This is a genomic window from Pseudomonas sp. NDM (assembly GCF_003105095.1).
GTDB lineage: Bacteria > Pseudomonadota > Gammaproteobacteria > Pseudomonadales > Pseudomonadaceae > Aquipseudomonas > Aquipseudomonas moraviensis_A.
In genome coordinates this window covers 13,242-28,724 of the sequence record NZ_QETJ01000030.1, presented here as the reverse complement: position 1 = coordinate 28,724, position 15,483 = coordinate 13,242, and the positions used below count along the sequence as shown (strand labels likewise).

At 61.4% G+C, this 15,483-nt stretch carries 8 protein-coding genes; 3 read left to right on the top strand and 5 right to left on the bottom strand.

Annotated features, from left to right (window positions below; all coding sequences use genetic code 11):
* Positions 1-5: 5 nt before the first annotated feature.
* From DCO47_RS09620 to DCO47_RS09605, 4 genes are all read right to left on the bottom strand, one after another.
* Positions 6-233, bottom strand: coding sequence for a YheU family protein (locus DCO47_RS09620; RefSeq protein WP_003172962.1), 228 nt, complete (start codon positions 231-233; stop codon positions 6-8).
* A gap of 168 nt (positions 234-401) precedes the next feature.
* On the bottom strand, positions 402-1,598 hold the full coding sequence (locus DCO47_RS09615; RefSeq protein WP_042607960.1) for an osmoprotectant NAGGN system M42 family peptidase: 1,197 nt from the start codon (positions 1,596-1,598) through the stop codon (positions 402-404).
* Positions 1,599-1,756: 158 nt separating this feature from the next.
* Entirely contained in the window at positions 1,757-3,505 is a 1,749-nt protein-coding gene (gene ngg / locus DCO47_RS09610) for an N-acetylglutaminylglutamine synthetase (protein ID WP_116657997.1), read from the bottom strand.
* A gap of 3 nt (positions 3,506-3,508) precedes the next feature.
* Positions 3,509-5,281: an N-acetylglutaminylglutamine amidotransferase gene (locus tag DCO47_RS09605; protein ID WP_116657996.1), complete on the bottom strand. Its 1,773-nt coding sequence runs from the start codon at positions 5,279-5,281 to the stop codon at positions 3,509-3,511.
* A 363-nt stretch (positions 5,282-5,644) separates the two neighbouring features.
* Here DCO47_RS09605 and DCO47_RS09600 point away from each other — a divergent pair, with 363 nt between their 5' ends.
* Entirely contained in the window at positions 5,645-10,468 is a 4,824-nt protein-coding gene (locus tag DCO47_RS09600) for an NEL-type E3 ubiquitin ligase domain-containing protein (protein WP_116657995.1), read from the top strand.
* 3 nt (positions 10,469-10,471) lie between these two features.
* Here the strand turns inward: DCO47_RS09600 and mnmC are convergent, their stop codons facing one another.
* Positions 10,472-12,451 carry a bifunctional tRNA (5-methylaminomethyl-2-thiouridine)(34)-methyltransferase MnmD/FAD-dependent 5-carboxymethylaminomethyl-2-thiouridine(34) oxidoreductase MnmC gene (mnmC, locus tag DCO47_RS09595; protein ID WP_116657994.1) on the bottom strand — a complete coding sequence of 660 codons (1,980 nt, stop codon included), beginning with the start codon at positions 12,449-12,451 and terminating at the stop codon, positions 10,472-10,474.
* Positions 12,452-12,623: 172 nt separating this feature from the next.
* On the opposite strand from mnmC, the gene pap reads away from it, so the two are divergent.
* Both pap and DCO47_RS09585 read left to right on the top strand, forming a co-directional pair.
* Positions 12,624-14,138, top strand: a complete 1,515-nt coding sequence (pap, locus tag DCO47_RS09590; protein WP_116657993.1) for a polyphosphate:AMP phosphotransferase — start codon at positions 12,624-12,626, stop codon at positions 14,136-14,138.
* A 103-nt stretch (positions 14,139-14,241) separates the two neighbouring features.
* Positions 14,242-15,426: a thiolase family protein gene (locus DCO47_RS09585; protein WP_116657992.1), complete on the top strand. Its 1,185-nt coding sequence runs from the start codon at positions 14,242-14,244 to the stop codon at positions 15,424-15,426.
* Positions 15,427-15,483 lie beyond the last annotated feature (57 nt).

Sequence of the window (15,483 nt, the reverse complement as noted above, 5' to 3'; positions counted from 1 at the left end):
CGATTTCAGTCGAACAGATGCTTGGGTACGTCGTGCTTGAGCATCAACTGGCACTGTTCGCTTTCCGGGTCGAACACGATCAGCGCCTGGCCTTTGGTCAATGCCTGGCGCACGCGCAGTACGCGGGTTTCCAGCGGGGTGTCATCGCCATTGTCGGTACCATCGCGGGTGACGAAATCCTCGATCAGGCGGGTGAGGGTGTCGACTTCAAGCGCGTCGTGGGGAATGAGCATGGGCACCTCGGTCAAATCAATGTCGGGATGCTACGGGGATTGGGTTTTGCCTGCCAGTTTTTGTAGTGCCTCGACCGGCGCCATCGCGAGCAGGCTCAGTCCCACATTTGATGCGATCCCTGTGGGAGCGAGCCTGCTCGCGAAGACGTTTATGTGATCACCGAAGATTCAACTGTCGGAACGCTGCCCAACCAGACTGTCCACCGGCGGCACCCGGGTCTCGCTTTCCATCTGCGTGTCATGTTCGATCTGGTGGCTGAAGCGGTCCAGGGAGGCATTGGCCGGCGCCGCATCGCTGGCGAAGACCGGCGGGCTCAGAATGTACGCGCCGAGCAAACGGCTGAGCGCCGCCAGGCTGTCGATGTGCGTGCGTTCGTAACCATGCGTGGCATCGCAGCCGAAAGCGAGCAGGGCGGTGCGGATGTCGTGGCCGGCGGTGACCGCCGAGTGCGCATCGCTGAAGTAATAGCGGAACATGTCGCGGCGCACCGGCAGTTCGTGTTCATCGGCCAGGCGCAACAGATGCCGGGACAAGTGATAGTCATATGGGCCACCGGAATCCTGCATCGCCACGCTCACCGCGTGTTCGCTGGAATGCTGGCCCGGCGCGACCGGCGCAATGTCGATGCCGACAAATTCGCTGACGTCCCACGGTAATGCCGCCGCCGCGCCGCTGCCGGTTTCCTCGGTGATGGTGAACAGCGGATGACAATCGATGTTCAGTTCCTGGCCGCTGTCGACAATCGCCTTCAGTGCGGCGAGCAGTGCGGCAACGCCGGCCTTGTCGTCGAGGTGGCGCGCGCTGATATGGCCGCTTTCGGTGAACTCCGGCAGCGGGTCGAACGCCACCACGTCACCGACATGAATGCCCAGGGATTCGCAATCGGCCTTGGTCGTGCAGTAGGCGTCCAGACGCAGTTCGACGTGATCCCAGCTGATCGGCATTTCATCGACCTGAGTGTTGAATGCATGCCCGGAAGCCATCAGCGGCAGCACGCTGCCGCGAATCACGCCGGTGTCGGTAAACAGGCTGACCCGGCTGCCCTCGGCAAAGCGGCTTGACCAGCAACCGACCGGGGCGAGCGTCAGGCGACCGTTGTCTTTCACCGCACGGACGGCGGCACCGATGGTGTCCAGGTGCGCAGATACCGCGCGGTCAGGACTGCTCTTTTTACCTTTCAACGTCGCGCGAATGGTGCCGCGCCGGGTCATTTCGAACGGAATGCCCAGTTCTTCAAGACGTTCGGCAACGTAGCGCACGATCGTGTCGGTGAAGCCGGTGGGGCTGGGAATGGCGAGCATTTCCAGCAGGACTTTTTGCAGGTAAGCCAGATCCGGTTCAGGGATGTGTGGGGTCTTGGTCATGGAAACTCCTGATGGGTTGAGCACACCGATGGTTTCGATGAGAGAAATTTGTGATGACGTTCGGGCCTCTTCGCGAGCAGGCTCGCTCCCACGGGGAAACGCATTCCAAATGTGGGAGCGAGCCTGCTCGCGAAGGCGTCAGCCGGAACAATGAAGGTTCAAGAGGCAGCCGGCTGACTGTGCGGAAACAACAGATCGACAAAGCGCTCCGCCGTCGGCTGCGGTTCATGGTTGGCCAGGCCGGCACGTTCGTTGGCTTCGATGAAAACGTACTCGGGCTGATCCGCCGCCGGCACCATGAGATCGAGGCCGACCATCGGAATGTCCAGCGCTCGCGCCGCACGCACCGCCGCGTCGACCAGGGTCGGATGAAGAATCGCCGTCACGTCTTCCAGCGTCCCGCCGGTGTGCAGATTGGCCGTGCGCCGCACGAACAGATGCTCGCCGGCCGGCAGAATGCTGCTGTAGTCATAGCCGGCGGCGTGCAGCGTGCGTTGGGTTTCGTGGTCCAGGGGAATCTTGCTTTCGCCACTGGTGGCCGCTTGCCGACGGCGGCTTTGCGCTTCGATCAGCGCACCGATCGAATGCTGACCATCGCCAACCACTTCCGCCGGACGGCGAATCGCTGCCGCAACCACTTCGAAACCGATCACCACAATCCGTAGATCAAGGCCTTCATGGAAGCTTTCCAGCAGCACGCGACTGTCGAACTGCTTGGCGGTTTCGATGGCCTTCTGCACTTCTTCAATGGTGCGCAGATCCACAGCCACGCCGTGGCCCTGTTCGCCGTCGAGAGGTTTGACCACTACACGCTGATGCTCATCGAGAAAGGCCAGATTATCGTCGGCATTGCCCGCCAGTTGCTGGGCCGGCAGTTTCAGGCCTGCGGCCTTAAGCACTTTATGGGTCAGGCTTTTGTCCTGGCACAGGGTCATGCTGATCGCGCTGGTCAGGTCACTCAGCGACTCGCGGCAGCGCACGCGGCGGCCGCCATGGCTGAGGGTAAACAGCCCGGCGTCGGCGTCATCCACTTGCACATCGATACCGCGCCGATGCGCTTCTTCGACAATGATCCGTGCGTAAGGATTGAAATTCGCCTCCGGCCCCGGACCGAGAAACAGCGGCTGGTTGATACCGTTCTTGCGCTTGATGGCGAAGGTCGGCAGGTTGCGGAAGCCCAGTTTGGCGTAAAGACTTTTCGCCTGACGGTTGTCATGCAGTACCGACAGGTCCAGGTAGGCCAGGCCGCGACTCATGAAGTGCTCGACCAGGTGCCGCACCAGCACTTCACCGACGCCCGGACGCGAGCAATGCGGATCGACCGCCAGGCACCAAAGGCTGCTGCCGTTTTCCGGGTCGTTGAAGGCTTTCTCATGATTGAGACCCATGACACTGCCGATCACCGCGCCGCTGTCCTCGTCTTCCGCCAGCCAGTACACCGGGCCGCCCTGATGATGCGGGGTGAGCAGCTCCGGATCGATCGGCAACATGCCACGCGCCTGATACAAACGGTTAATGCCCTGCCAGTCGGTTTCGCTCTGCGCACGACGAATGCGGAAGCCGCGAAACACCCGTGTCGCCTGACGATAATCGCTGAACCACAGGCGCAGGGTGTCGGATGGATCGAGAAACAGCTGAGTCGGCTCGAGGCCGAGAATCTGCTGCGGTGCGGCGACGTACAGGGCGATGTCGCGCTCGCCGGGCTGCTCGTTGAGCAGTTCCTGCGCCAGTGACGCCGGGTCGGGAAAGGTGTGACCGATCAGCAGCCTGCCCCAACCGCAATGCACGGCAATCGGGGCGGTGGCAGGTTCGCTGCCGTCTTCGGCCAGGCGCGCCTGCAAACGTTCATACGAAGGGGCCTGACCACGCAATAGACGTTGGTTGATGGACGTGGCATGGGGTTTCATCAATCAGATTCCTTGTTCACTGAGCCACAGGTTCAGGGCCGCCAGTTGCCACAATTTCGAACCGCGCAACGGGGTCAGCTGGCCTTGTGGATCAGTCAAAAGCTTGTCGAGCATGGTCGGGTTGAACAGGCCACGATCCTGACTCGGATCGAGCAGCAGCTCGCGCACCCAATTGAGCGTGTCTCCCTGCAGATGCTTGAGGCCCGGCACCGGGAAATAGCCTTTCTTGCGGTCGATCACTTCGCTTGGAATGACCCGACGCGCGGCCTCCTTGAGCACTTGTTTGCCGCCATCGGGGAGCTTGAATTTGCCGGGCACGCGGGCCGACAGTTCGACCAGTCGATAGTCGAGGAACGGCGTACGCGCTTCCAGGCCCCAGGCCATGGTCATGTTGTCGACGCGTTTGACCGGGTCATCGACCAGCATCACCGTGCTGTCCAGACGCAAGGCTTTGTCCACCGCGGCAGCAGCGCCAGGCTGGGCAAAATGCTCTTTGACGAAGTCGCCTGCTGCGTCGTGATCGACCAGCCATTTCGGCTGCACGGTTGCGGCATAGTCGTCATAGCTGCGGTCGAAAAACGCATCGCGGTAAGCCGCGTAAGGATCGGCCGCGCCGTCGACTTGCGGATACCAGTGATAGCCGGCAAACAACTCGTCGGCACCCTGGCCGCTCTGCACCACTTTGCAGTGCTTGGCCACTTCCCGGGACAACAGGTAGAAGGCAATGCAATCGTGGCTGACCATCGGCTCGCTCATCGCGCGGAACGCGGCGGGCAGTTGCTCGATGATTTCTTTCTCGTCGATGCGCAATTGGTGGTGGCGGGTGCCGTAGTGCTTGGCGATCAGGTCCGAGTACTGGAATTCGTCGCCGCGTTCGCCGCCGGCGTCCTGAAACCCGATGGAGAAGGTCGAGAGATTCTCTACACCGACTTCGCGCAACAGGCCGACGAGCATGCTCGAATCGACACCACCCGAGAGCAACACACCGACATCAACCGCCGCACGCTGACGAATTGCCACCGCTTCACGGGTGCTGTCGAGAACGCGATCGACCCAGTCTTCGAGGTTGAGGTTTTTCTCATCCTCATGCGGGCCGTAGGGCAGGGTCCACCAGGTCTTCTGTTCGGTGCGGCCATCGGCTTCAACGCGCATCCAGGTGGCCGGCGGCAGTTTTTCGATGCCGGCCAGCAATGTGCGCGGCGCAGGCACGACTGCGTGGAAATTCAGGTAGTGGTTGAGCGCCACCGGATCGAGGATCGGGTTGATATCGCCGCCCTTGAGCAGGGCTGGCAGTGCCGAGGCAAAGCGCAAGCGCTGACCGGTGCGCGACAGGTACAACGGCTTCACGCCGAGACGGTCACGGGCGATGAACAGGCGCTGGGCATCGCGCTCCCAAATGGCAAAGGCGAACATGCCGTTGAGTTTCGGCAGCAGCGCCTCGCCCCAGGCGTGATAACCCTTGAGCAGCACTTCGGTGTCGCCACCGGAATAGAAGGCATAACCCAGCCCTTCGAGCTCTTCGCGCAATTCCGGGAAGTTGTAGATCGCGCCGTTGAAGGCCAGGGACAGGCCTAACTGGCTGTCGATCATCGGCTGTGCCGAGCCGTCCGACAGGTCCATGATTTTCAGGCGTCGATGGCCCAGGGCAATCGGCCCTTGGGCATGGAAGCCCCACGCGTCAGGGCCGCGAGGGGCCAGGTGATGGGTGATTCTCTCGATCGCTGCAAGGTCTGCAGGTTGTTGATCAAAACGTAACTCGCCAGCTAATCCGCACATAAAGTCCTTACCGGTTTTTCCGTTGGGGAAGGTCAAGCCGTACCACGCGGAAAGTGCGGGTACTCAGAAACTGACCTGTCTCGGTATGTGGAGTTTTAGATCGATAAGTTATAAGTCGGCCGCGCTGCCTCCTGTCGTCACGCTATCAGCGCCGATCGAGCGCCGGATTTGCCTGCGTGCCTTTACACTTTTTGTGCATAAGCCCCCGCTGGGCGTCGACGTTCCGCGCGGGTGGTGCAGGGCTATTTTTTCCATACAAAAACACGGTGGATCTGCGCGGATTCGGCCCAGGAATTTGGACTGTTATTGGCCGTCCGGCACCGCTAGGGTCGAGGGTTCAAATCGCAATAAAGGACTATTGCCATGCCCACCCAAGACAAGACAAATCCACCGATTCAGGCCTCGGTCCTGAGCACCCTGTACGACGCTACAGGCGACCTCGACACCGCTGAAGTCCTGGAAAAACGCTTGCCGGCGTATTTGCTCAAGGCGTCCACGGCCACGCTGGTCAAGCTGGACGAAATCAATCGTGAGCTGCACACCCTGCAACTCAAGGTCGATAAGCAATTGACCCGGCTCAAACCCTTGCACAGCTTCTGCATCAGCGAACTCGACGCGGCGCTGAGCGCGAAATGGCCAGCGGTCTATGACGCAGGCGAGGATGTGCTCAGTCTGCCGGGCGTCGATTGCGGCTGCGATGCGACGGCGACGGATCAGGCCGGTATCGACCTGGTCAGACACGCAACCCAGACCCTGTTGCAAGCAGCCATGCAGAATTTCACCGAAGACGAGGAACTGGCCGACGGTTTCCCCGCCGGCAGTCTGGTGCGCATCAAAAGTGCGCCCGCTGGCGTGAAAGATCTGACGCCGGCAGCGTTCGCAGCGTTTTGCCGCAAGCTGGATCTGGGCAAGAAGTACCAGGAGCATCTGCAGCAGGTGTTCGGTCTGCGTGATGACAGCGGCAAAGTCGTCGCGACCAGTGCCATGACCCACGATATCGCCGCATTGAAGCAATCGCTGCTGGAACTGGACGCCCATCTGGCCGCGCTCAAGGGCGATATCACTACGGCAGGTCTGCGCATGCTGCAGGATCTGATGGTGGCCGAGGGCGTGGCGTCGGCGCAAAACCTGCGCTACGGCAAAGACCCGATGATCATGCAGGGCATCAAAATCCTCGACAGTTGCGTGTGGGGCGTGGTCGTGTTTTCCAAACGCTCCGTGCAGCAACACCCTGAGGACGGATGCATGGTGTACATGCCCGGCGAGCCCGAGCGAGCGGTGTATGAATATCCGAGTTTCAACGCGTTCAAGCGCTACCTCGCGCAACAACTCAAGAGCACCGAATATCAGGGGTATTTCGCCGGCAGCCTCGATGAAGATGACAAGGCCGACTTCTTCAAGTCGCTTGCCGAAAAACCTGATCTGGGGTTGGTCGAACAGTGGCCGATCAACGTGCCGCTCTTCGATTTCATGGTGCAGAGCCATGTCGGCAAGCTGCAGATCGACGCGCGCAAACTGGCGGTGCCGACGGCTGATATCGATGAAGCGGCGCGGCAGAAACGTCTGTTGGATTTCGTTCAGCGCGGGGTGAGCGTGGCGTCGGTGGCCGGGCTGTTCGTGCCGGTCCTGGGGCAATTGATGATGGGCGTCGCGGTCGGGCAATTGCTCGGTGAAGTGTATGAAGGCGTCGAGGACTGGCGTCGCGGTGATCATCAACAGGCGCTGTCACATCTGCTCAGCGTGGTCGAGAACGTCGCATTGATGGGCGTCTTTGCCGGCGGTCAAAAAGCGCTGGGCACCCTGGGCACAAAGCTGCTGCGCGCGCATCCGCAGTTCTTCGCGCAGTTCACCGCGATTCTCGGTCAGGCCGGCAAGCCACGCCTGTGGAAGGCTGATTTGAGCCCGTACGAGCATTCTCTGCCGGCCGGATTCACCATCGATGCCGGCTCCAAGGAGTTCTACCAGATTGGCAGCAAGACCATCGGCCGCCTCGAGCACCGCCTGTTGGCCGGCAACTTTGATACCGACACCCAGCGCTGGCGCCTGGAACACGCCGGCCGCGCACAAGCCTATGCCCCCGAACTGATCCGCCACGTCGAAGGCGGCTGGCGGCTCCCTGCCGAGGAGCCCGAAGAATGGGGCAGTTCCGCCTACACGCTCAAGCGCATCGATCCGCAGTTGAGCGAATTTGCCGACAGTGATCTGGACATGCTGCGCCGGCTGAGCGACACCTCGCAGCAGACCCTGCTCGACACGTTCAATGACAATCTGAAGTTGCCGGTACGCCTGCGCGATACCGTCGAGCGCGTGCGCATCGGGCGGCAGCTGCGGGAGCTGACGACGGAGCTGGCCAATGGCGAGTTTCACTCCGGGCAACCTGTCGAGGAACAGATGCATGCCTTGACGCAACTGCCGGGCTGGCCGACTGACCGCTACATCAAGGTCGCCGGTCATGAAGGCGACGTCGACAGCACTTATCCTGCAAACAGCACGCTCGACGAAACCCTGGAAGTGCCGGTCACTCAAGGCCAGTTGGCACTCGGACGCTTGCTGCAAACCGTGATCGGTGGCCTTTACCCGCATGAAGTCGAGGCCATGCTCGGCGGCCAAGTCGCGAAAACCACCCAGGCTTCTGCGCTGGCGAAAAAACTGGCTGCTGCGCTCAAGGCGGATTACCGCGCGGCGTTCGAGCGGATGTACAAGCGCTACGACCACAGTGACGCGCAGGATCTGGACAAATTGCGCAAGGTCTTCGCCGACATTCCGGCGCGCCTTGGCCAAAGGCTGATTGACCGCGCTCCGAGTGTCGAGCGCCTGCACCTGCGTTCGACCGGGCGCGTGCCATTGCGCCTGGGGCAGCGGGTTCGGGCCGGTGTGGCCGAGGTGCGGCTTGACCGGGCGCTGAGCGGGTTGCACTGGTCGCGACTGGCCAATGCCGACACAGACAAGCTGGCCGTGAAATTGCTGCCGCGCCTCAGCGGATGGGACGCTCAACTGCGTCTGCAGGTACGCGACAAGGCCTTGACCGGACCGTTGCTCGAAGAGGTCGGCGATGCGTCGGCGACCTCCGACAATACCGGCTATCTGGTGAAGTCCACTGAGGGCTATGAAGCCTTTGGCGGCGACAGGAAATCCCTGGGCAAGGTGAAATCCGGCCCCGGCGCGTTATACATGGCCATCCTCAAGGCGCTGCCGTCACGTCAGCGGGCAGCGCTCGGATTTGCCGACGCCGGACAGGTCAGTACGCAACAGTTACGCAAAAAGCTGCTCAGTGTTGCCCTCGACGAACGCGAGGTCACTGCGCGGACATTGCTCGGCCACAGCATTGAACCATCGGCTGTCGAGCCGGCCTGTGTGCAAGGCGATCAGGTCCCCGCGACAGCTCATTCACGCAAGCTGCTGCGCAAAGTGCGCAAACTGTTTCCACGCCTGGACGACACCCAGGCCGGCCAATTGCTCGATGAACTGGGCGACGATTCGCTGAGCCGCGCAACCCGGGTCAAAGCCTTGCGCGAGGACGTGAAAACCCTGCGCGACGCGCTGTTTACCTGGAGTGAGGATGGCGTCGCCCTGGCGGCCATGGGCGGTGATCGGGCAGAGGCGCGACACAGCCGCAAAATGGCCGCTGAACTGATCGAGGAGGGCTTTCGTCGATTCAATTGGATCAATGATGAGCAGGGCGACCGGGTCTGCGCCCTCAATCTGGACGGCATGCGGGTCGGTAAACTGCCGACCCTGCCAACGGGTTTGAGCTTTGCCCATATCCAGCACCTGTCGATGAGAAACATGGAGCAGGATGACGATATCGTGTACTTCCTCAAATCCTTCAAACAGCTCGAGTCGCTGGAACTGGACAACAATAAAATCACCCGGCTCCCTGAAGTGCTTTCTTATATGCCCAAGCTCAAACGGTTGAGTCTGTCGGGCAATAAGCTGAAGTTGACCGAGCAGACACTGGCGAAACTGAATCGGCTGCGGACGGTGCGGTATCTGAATCTGGACAGCAATCCGTTGGGCGCTACCCCTGATGTCAGTCAGATGACCGACCTGCGTCGATTGACGCTGCGCGAGACAGGCATCACGGAATTGCCCGAAGGCCTCAACAGTGCTGCGCACATTGAATGGATGGATCTGAGCAAAAACCAGATCAGGGAACTGCCCGACTGGCTGTTTGAAAAAAATCGACGATTCACCGGCGTGCTCGACCTGGGGCTGAATCCCTTCAACGAAACAAGCAAAACGCATCTCGATGACTATCGCGAAAATTTCGGTATCGGAATGGGCTATTCCGCCGATGACATTCCCCGCCTCAACGAGCAAACCGCGCGATCGCTATGGTTGACCACAACGTCCGCTGCGGACTCGGCCGAGCAGGCGCGAATCTGGGCGGCATTTCGTGACGATACCCGCGCCGAAGGCCTGTTTCATTTGCTCGCGCAACTGGGCGACACAGCCGACGCCACCAAGGGCAGCGCAGACATGCAGCGACGGGTCTGGAGAGTGTTGAAGGCGGCGGAGGCTGACGGTGCTCTGTGCGATCAGTTGCTCGATCTGGCCGCCAACCCGATCAACTGCATTGACAGCGCGGCGCTCAATTTCAGTCACCTGGAAGTCGCCGTTGAAGTTGATCAGGTCACCAAGGGGGCAGGCGGCAGAGTCACGGCCAAACCGCTGCTCAATCTGGGGCGCGGCCTGTTCCGGCTGGATCGGTTGAACGCGATTGCCCGCGAACATGCCGTCAAGGCTGTGAAGTCGGATCCGTTGGAGGTCAATCTGGCGTATCGCGTCGGGCTGGCCAAAGTGCTGGAGCTGCCCGGCCAGCCGCAAAGCATGCTGTTCAATGCGCAGAGCGGCGTCACTGCAACGGATCTGGAAACCGCAAAAAACCGCATCACGACCGCCGAACTTTCGCCTCAGTGGCTGAAATTCATCCAGGCGCAAACGTTCTGGCGCGACTACCTGAAGCGTACGTTTACACGCAAATTTTCGCTGATCGATGAATCGTTCGCCCCGCGAATGAGCGCGCTGGATGAGCAGGCGGACACACTGCTCAGTGCCGACTATGTAAGTCAGGCGGATGCCCTCAAACTTGAGAAGGAACAGGCGCAAGAGGCCGTGATCAAGCGCCTGACCGAAGAATCGATCCGCTTGATGGACCTCGGCCTCTGCGCGATGCCCGATACGTGAGGTTCACTTGCCGCGAATCAACTGCCGTAATGCGAAACGGTTGGGATGGCAGGCTTCGGCCACGCTGCGTGGCAACGGCAGCGGCTCGTTGTCCAGCCACGCGGCGAGCAGTTCGCCGGACAGCGGCGCGGTGATCAGTCCGCGAGAACCGTGGCCGCTGTTGACGTAGAGTCCGTCGAGCCATGGGCAGGGATTGTCTGGCACTTGCCGGGCATCCTTGCTCAGGGCCGCGTAGGTCTGGACAAAGGCTGCGCGATCGGCGAGCGGGCCGACGATCGGCAGGTAGTCCGGGCTGGTGCAGCGGAAGGCGGCGCGGCCCTCAAGGTGCTCAAGCGGCTGCTCGCTGATGTTCAGGCGTGCCAGCAGATCGCTGGAGATCTCTTCGAGCATTGCCAGATTGCCTTGATGCTCGGCAGTCGTGGGCGTCAGATCGTCGCTGTTGAAGTCGAAACTGGCGCCCAGGGTGTGCTCGCCCAGACGCGCCGGGGCGACGTAGCCTTCGGCGCACACCACCGTCGCCAAGGCATGACTTTCTGCGGTTTCAGCCAGACGCGTGATCTGTCCGCGAATGCGCTTGAGCGGCAATTCGGCGCTCTGGGCGAAGCGTTTGATGTCTGCGGCTCCGGCCAGTACCACAACCGCTGCACTGGCGAGCAGGCGTTCGCCGTCGAGGGCTTGCCACTGGTCAGCGACCTTGCGCAGCTCCAGGGCATGGTGATGGCTGAGCAGTTCGATGTTGACGTGCATCGCCTGGGCCTGACACAGCGCCGGCGGATGCACCCAACCGCCCTCGGGATAGAACAAACCCCCATGGGCCACGCCGACACCGGCACGCGCCTGGGCTTCGGGCTGTTCCAGCCATTGCAGAAGATCTTCGGGAAACGCCGCCGCCAGTTGCCCATGACGTTCGGCTTCCTTGGCATTGAACGCCAATTGCAGCACGCCGCAGTCATCCCAGTCAGTACTGCGCTGCAGCGTTTCGAGCAGTCGCCGGGTGTAACCGAAGCCGCTGACAATCAACTGCGACAACGCGGTGCCATGGGCGGACAGCTTCAGATAGAGCACGCCTTGCGGATTGCCCGAGGCTTCTTGCGCCACCTCAGCATGACGCTCGAGCAGACTCACGTGCCAGCCACGTGCCGCCAGGCTCGACGCCGTTGCGCAGCCGGCGAGACCGGCGCCGATCACCAACACCCGGCGTTCGCCGCGCAACGGAGCAGGGCGGGCAAACCAGGGTTTTGCCGGCACTGGCGCCGCCACCTCGGCGGGCCAGCCGAGAAACTCGCCACGCAGGATTTCCCATTTGTGGCCAATGCCCGGCGTGCGTTTCATCTTGAACCCGGCAGCATTGAGCAAGCGTCGCACCCAACCGGTGCTGGTAAAGGTGCTGATGGTCGAGCCCGGCGCGGCCAGACGCGCCAGTTCGACGAACAGTTCAGCCGTCCACATGTCGGGGTTTTTCGCCGGGGCGAAACCGTCGAGAAACCACGCGTCGATCTGCGCATCGAGTTGCGGCAGTTGCTCCAGTGCCTCGCCAATCAGCAAGGTCAGCGTCACCCGACCTCCGGCCAGCGTGATGCGCTGAAAGCCTGGATGAATCGCTACGTAGTGCTTGAGTAACTGATCGGCCAACGGCTTGAGCTCCGGCCACAATGCCAAGGCTCGGTGCAGGTCCGCAGGCGCCAGCGGGTACTTCTCGACGCTGACAAAATGCAGGCGCGCGCCCGCCACTGCGTGTTGCTCGAACAGCTGCCAAGCACAGAGAAAATTCAACCCGGTGCCGAAGCCGGTTTCGCCAATGACCAGGCGCCCATTGGCCGGCAGCGCAGCGAAACGCTCGGCCAGGCGGTTCTGTTCGAGGAACACGTAACGGGTTTCCTCCAGCCCCGACTGGTCGGAAAAATACACGTCATCGAACACCCGCGAACGTGGGCGTCCGTGGTCATCCCAGTCGAGTTGGGCGTGGGGTATTTCGGCTTTCATGGCAGGCTCGGCAAACACAAGGCGGCCATTCTAGCCGATCGCGCGAGGGCTGCCTGATCCAGCGCAAGGTCCAGCATCGACCGCTCGGGGACAATCGTTGAACACAGGGAATTTCTGCGCCGCGCCCGTGCCCAATCCGCTAGTCTTGCTGAACCCTGGAAGGAGCCGTCCCATGTTTGAATCCGCTGAAATCGGTCACGCCATCGACAAAGACACTTATGAGGCGGCGGTCCCTGCGCTGCGTGAAGCCTTGCTGGAAGCGCAGTTCGAGTTGCAGCAGCAGAAGCGCTTCCCGGTGATCATCCTGATCAACGGCATCGAAGGGGCGGGCAAGGGCGAGACGGTCAAACTGCTCAATGAATGGATGGATCCGCGCCTGATCGAAGTGCGCACTTTCGACCAGCAAACCGATGAAGAACTCGCGCGGCCACCAGCCTGGCGCTACTGGCGGATGCTGCCGGCCAAGGGGCGGATGGGGGTGTTCTTCGGCAACTGGTACAGCCAGATGCTGCAGGGCAGGGTTCATGGGTTGTTCAAGGATCCCCGTCTGGATCAGGCGATTGCCGGCGCCGAGCGTCTGGAAAAGATGCTCTGCGATGAAGGTGCGCTGATCTTCAAGTTCTGGTTTCACCTGTCCAAAAAGCAGATGAAAGCGCGGCTCAAATCACTGGCCGACGACCCGCTGCACAGCTGGCGCATCAGTCCGCTGGACTGGCAGCAATCGCAGACCTACGACAAGTTCGTCAAATACGGCGAGCGCGTGTTGCGCCGCACCAGTCGCGATTACGCGCCGTGGCACATCATTGAAGGCGCCGACGCCAATTACCGTAGCCTGGCAGTGGGCAAGATCCTCCTTGAAGGCCTGCAGAGTGCGCTCAAACGCGCCGAGGTCAATCCGCGTGAGGTGAGCGCCGCGCCGTTGGGGGCGCCGGTCGATCAGTTGAACCTGCTCGACAGCCTCGACCTGACACAGCGTCTGGACAAGAAAGACTACGAAGAACAACTGATCAGCGAGCAAGCGCGCCTGTCCGGGCTGATGCGCGATAAACGCATGCGTCGCCATGCGCTGATTGCGGTGTTCGAAGGCAACGACGCGGCCGGCAAGGGCGGCGCGATCCGGCGGGTGGCGGCGGCGCTCGACCCGCGTCAGTACAGCATCGTGCCGATTGCCGCGCCGACCGAAGAAGAGCGCGCGCAACCGTACCTGTGGCGGTTCTGGCGACACATTCCGGCACGGGGCAAATTCACCGTGTTCGACCGCTCGTGGTATGGGCGGGTGCTGGTCGAGCGCGTCGAAGGCTTCTGCACCCAGGCCGACTGGTTGCGCGCCTATGGCGAGATCAATGATTTCGAGGAGCAGCTGACCGACGCCGGGGTCATCGTCGTCAAGTTCTGGCTGGCCATCGACAAGGACACCCAGATGGAACGCTTTCAGGAGCGCGAAGAGATTTCCTTCAAGCGTTTCAAGATCACTGAAGACGACTGGCGCAATCGGGAAAAATGGGACGCCTATCGTGCGGCGGTCGGTGACATGGTCGATCGCACCAGCACCGAGATCGCGCCGTGGACCCTGGTCGAGGCCAACGACAAGCGCTGGGCACGGGTGAAAGTCCTGCGCACCATCAACCGTGCGCTGGAAGATGCGTTCGAGAAATCCGACAGGAAGGCCCGGAAGCACAAGGACTGAGACGATGGCCGCGCATACGCCGGGTGAATGATCCTCGCGGTCGGCAAGAAGGTGGACTTATGCTCAGGTCCACTTTCAACCGACAACAACAATGAGGTATGCCATGCGTGAAGTGGTGATCGTCGACAGCGTGCGGACCGGCCTGGCCAAATCCTTTCGCGGCAAGTTCAACCAGACCCGCCCCGATGACATGGCGGCCCACTGCGTCAATGCGCTGCTGACACGCAACGATATCGACCCGGCCAGCGTCGAGGATTGCATCGTTGGCGCCGGCTCCAACGAAGGCGCGCAGGGCTACAACATCGGCCGCAACGTCGCGGTGCTCTCACGATTGGGCACCGGTACTGCCGGCATGACCCTCAACCGCTTCTGCTCGTCGGGCCTGCAGGCGATTGCGATCGCCGCCAACCAGATCGCCTCCGGTTGCAGCGAGATCATTGTTGCCGGCGGCGTCGAGTCGATCAGCCTGACCCTGAAAAGCGTCAACACCGATCACCTGATCAACCCTCTGCTCAAGCAGCAGACCCCCGGCATCTACTACACCATGGGCCAGACCGCCGAAGTGGTGGCGCGCCGTTACGGCGTCAGCCGCGAAGCGCAGGATCGTTATGCGCTGCAAAGCCAGATGCGTACGGCGCAAGCGCAAGCAGCCGGCCTGTTCGATGACGAAATCGTGCCGATGGCGGTGAAATACCGCGTCGAGGACAAGACCAGCGGTGAAGTGCAGATTGTCGACGGCGTCGTCGAGCGCGACGACTGCAACCGTCCGGACACGACCTACGAAAGCCTTGCCGGTTTGAAGCCGGTATTCGCCGACGACGGTTCGGTGACGGCGGGCAATTCATCACAGCTGTCCGACGGTGCGTCGATGACGCTGGTGATGAGTCTGGACAAAGCCCTGGAGCTGGGGCTCAAACCCAAAGCGTTTTTCCGCGGTTTCACTGTGGCCGGTTGCGAGCCGGACGAAATGGGCATCGGCCCGGTGTTCTCGGTGCCGAAACTGCTCAAGGCCAAGGGCCTGCAAGTGGCGGATATCGATCTGTGGGAATTGAACGAGGCGTTCGCTTCGCAGTGCCTGTACAGCCGCGACCGGCTGGAGATCGACAACGAGAAGTACAACGTCAATGGCGGCTCGATTTCCATCGGCCACCCGTTCGGCATGACCGGTTCGCGTCAGGTCGGGCATCTGGTTCGCGAGTTGCAGCGGCGCAATCTGCGTTACGGCATCGTCACCATGTGTGTGGGTGGCGGGATGGGGGCGAGCGGGTTGTTTGAGGCGGTGCGCTAAATCCTGAAGATTGTGTTGATTGATCAACCGCTATCGCGAGCAGGCTCACTCCTACAG

Coding starts and splice junctions, on each gene's coding strand:
- DCO47_RS09605 (WP_116657996.1), bottom strand. CDS start 5,281: ATGTGCGGATTAGCTGGCGAGTTACGTTTTGATCAACAACCTGCAGAC.
- mnmC (WP_116657994.1), bottom strand. CDS start 12,451: ATGAAAGCCGAAATACCCCACGCCCAACTCGACTGGGATGACCACGGA.
- DCO47_RS09600 (WP_116657995.1), top strand. CDS start 5,645: ATGCCCACCCAAGACAAGACAAATCCACCGATTCAGGCCTCGGTCCTG.
- DCO47_RS09585 (WP_116657992.1), top strand. CDS start 14,242: ATGCGTGAAGTGGTGATCGTCGACAGCGTGCGGACCGGCCTGGCCAAA.
- DCO47_RS09620 (WP_003172962.1), bottom strand. CDS start 233: ATGCTCATTCCCCACGACGCGCTTGAAGTCGACACCCTCACCCGCCTG.
- ngg (WP_116657997.1), bottom strand. CDS start 3,505: ATGAAACCCCATGCCACGTCCATCAACCAACGTCTATTGCGTGGTCAG.
- pap (WP_116657993.1), top strand. CDS start 12,624: ATGTTTGAATCCGCTGAAATCGGTCACGCCATCGACAAAGACACTTAT.
- DCO47_RS09615 (WP_042607960.1), bottom strand. CDS start 1,598: ATGACCAAGACCCCACACATCCCTGAACCGGATCTGGCTTACCTGCAA.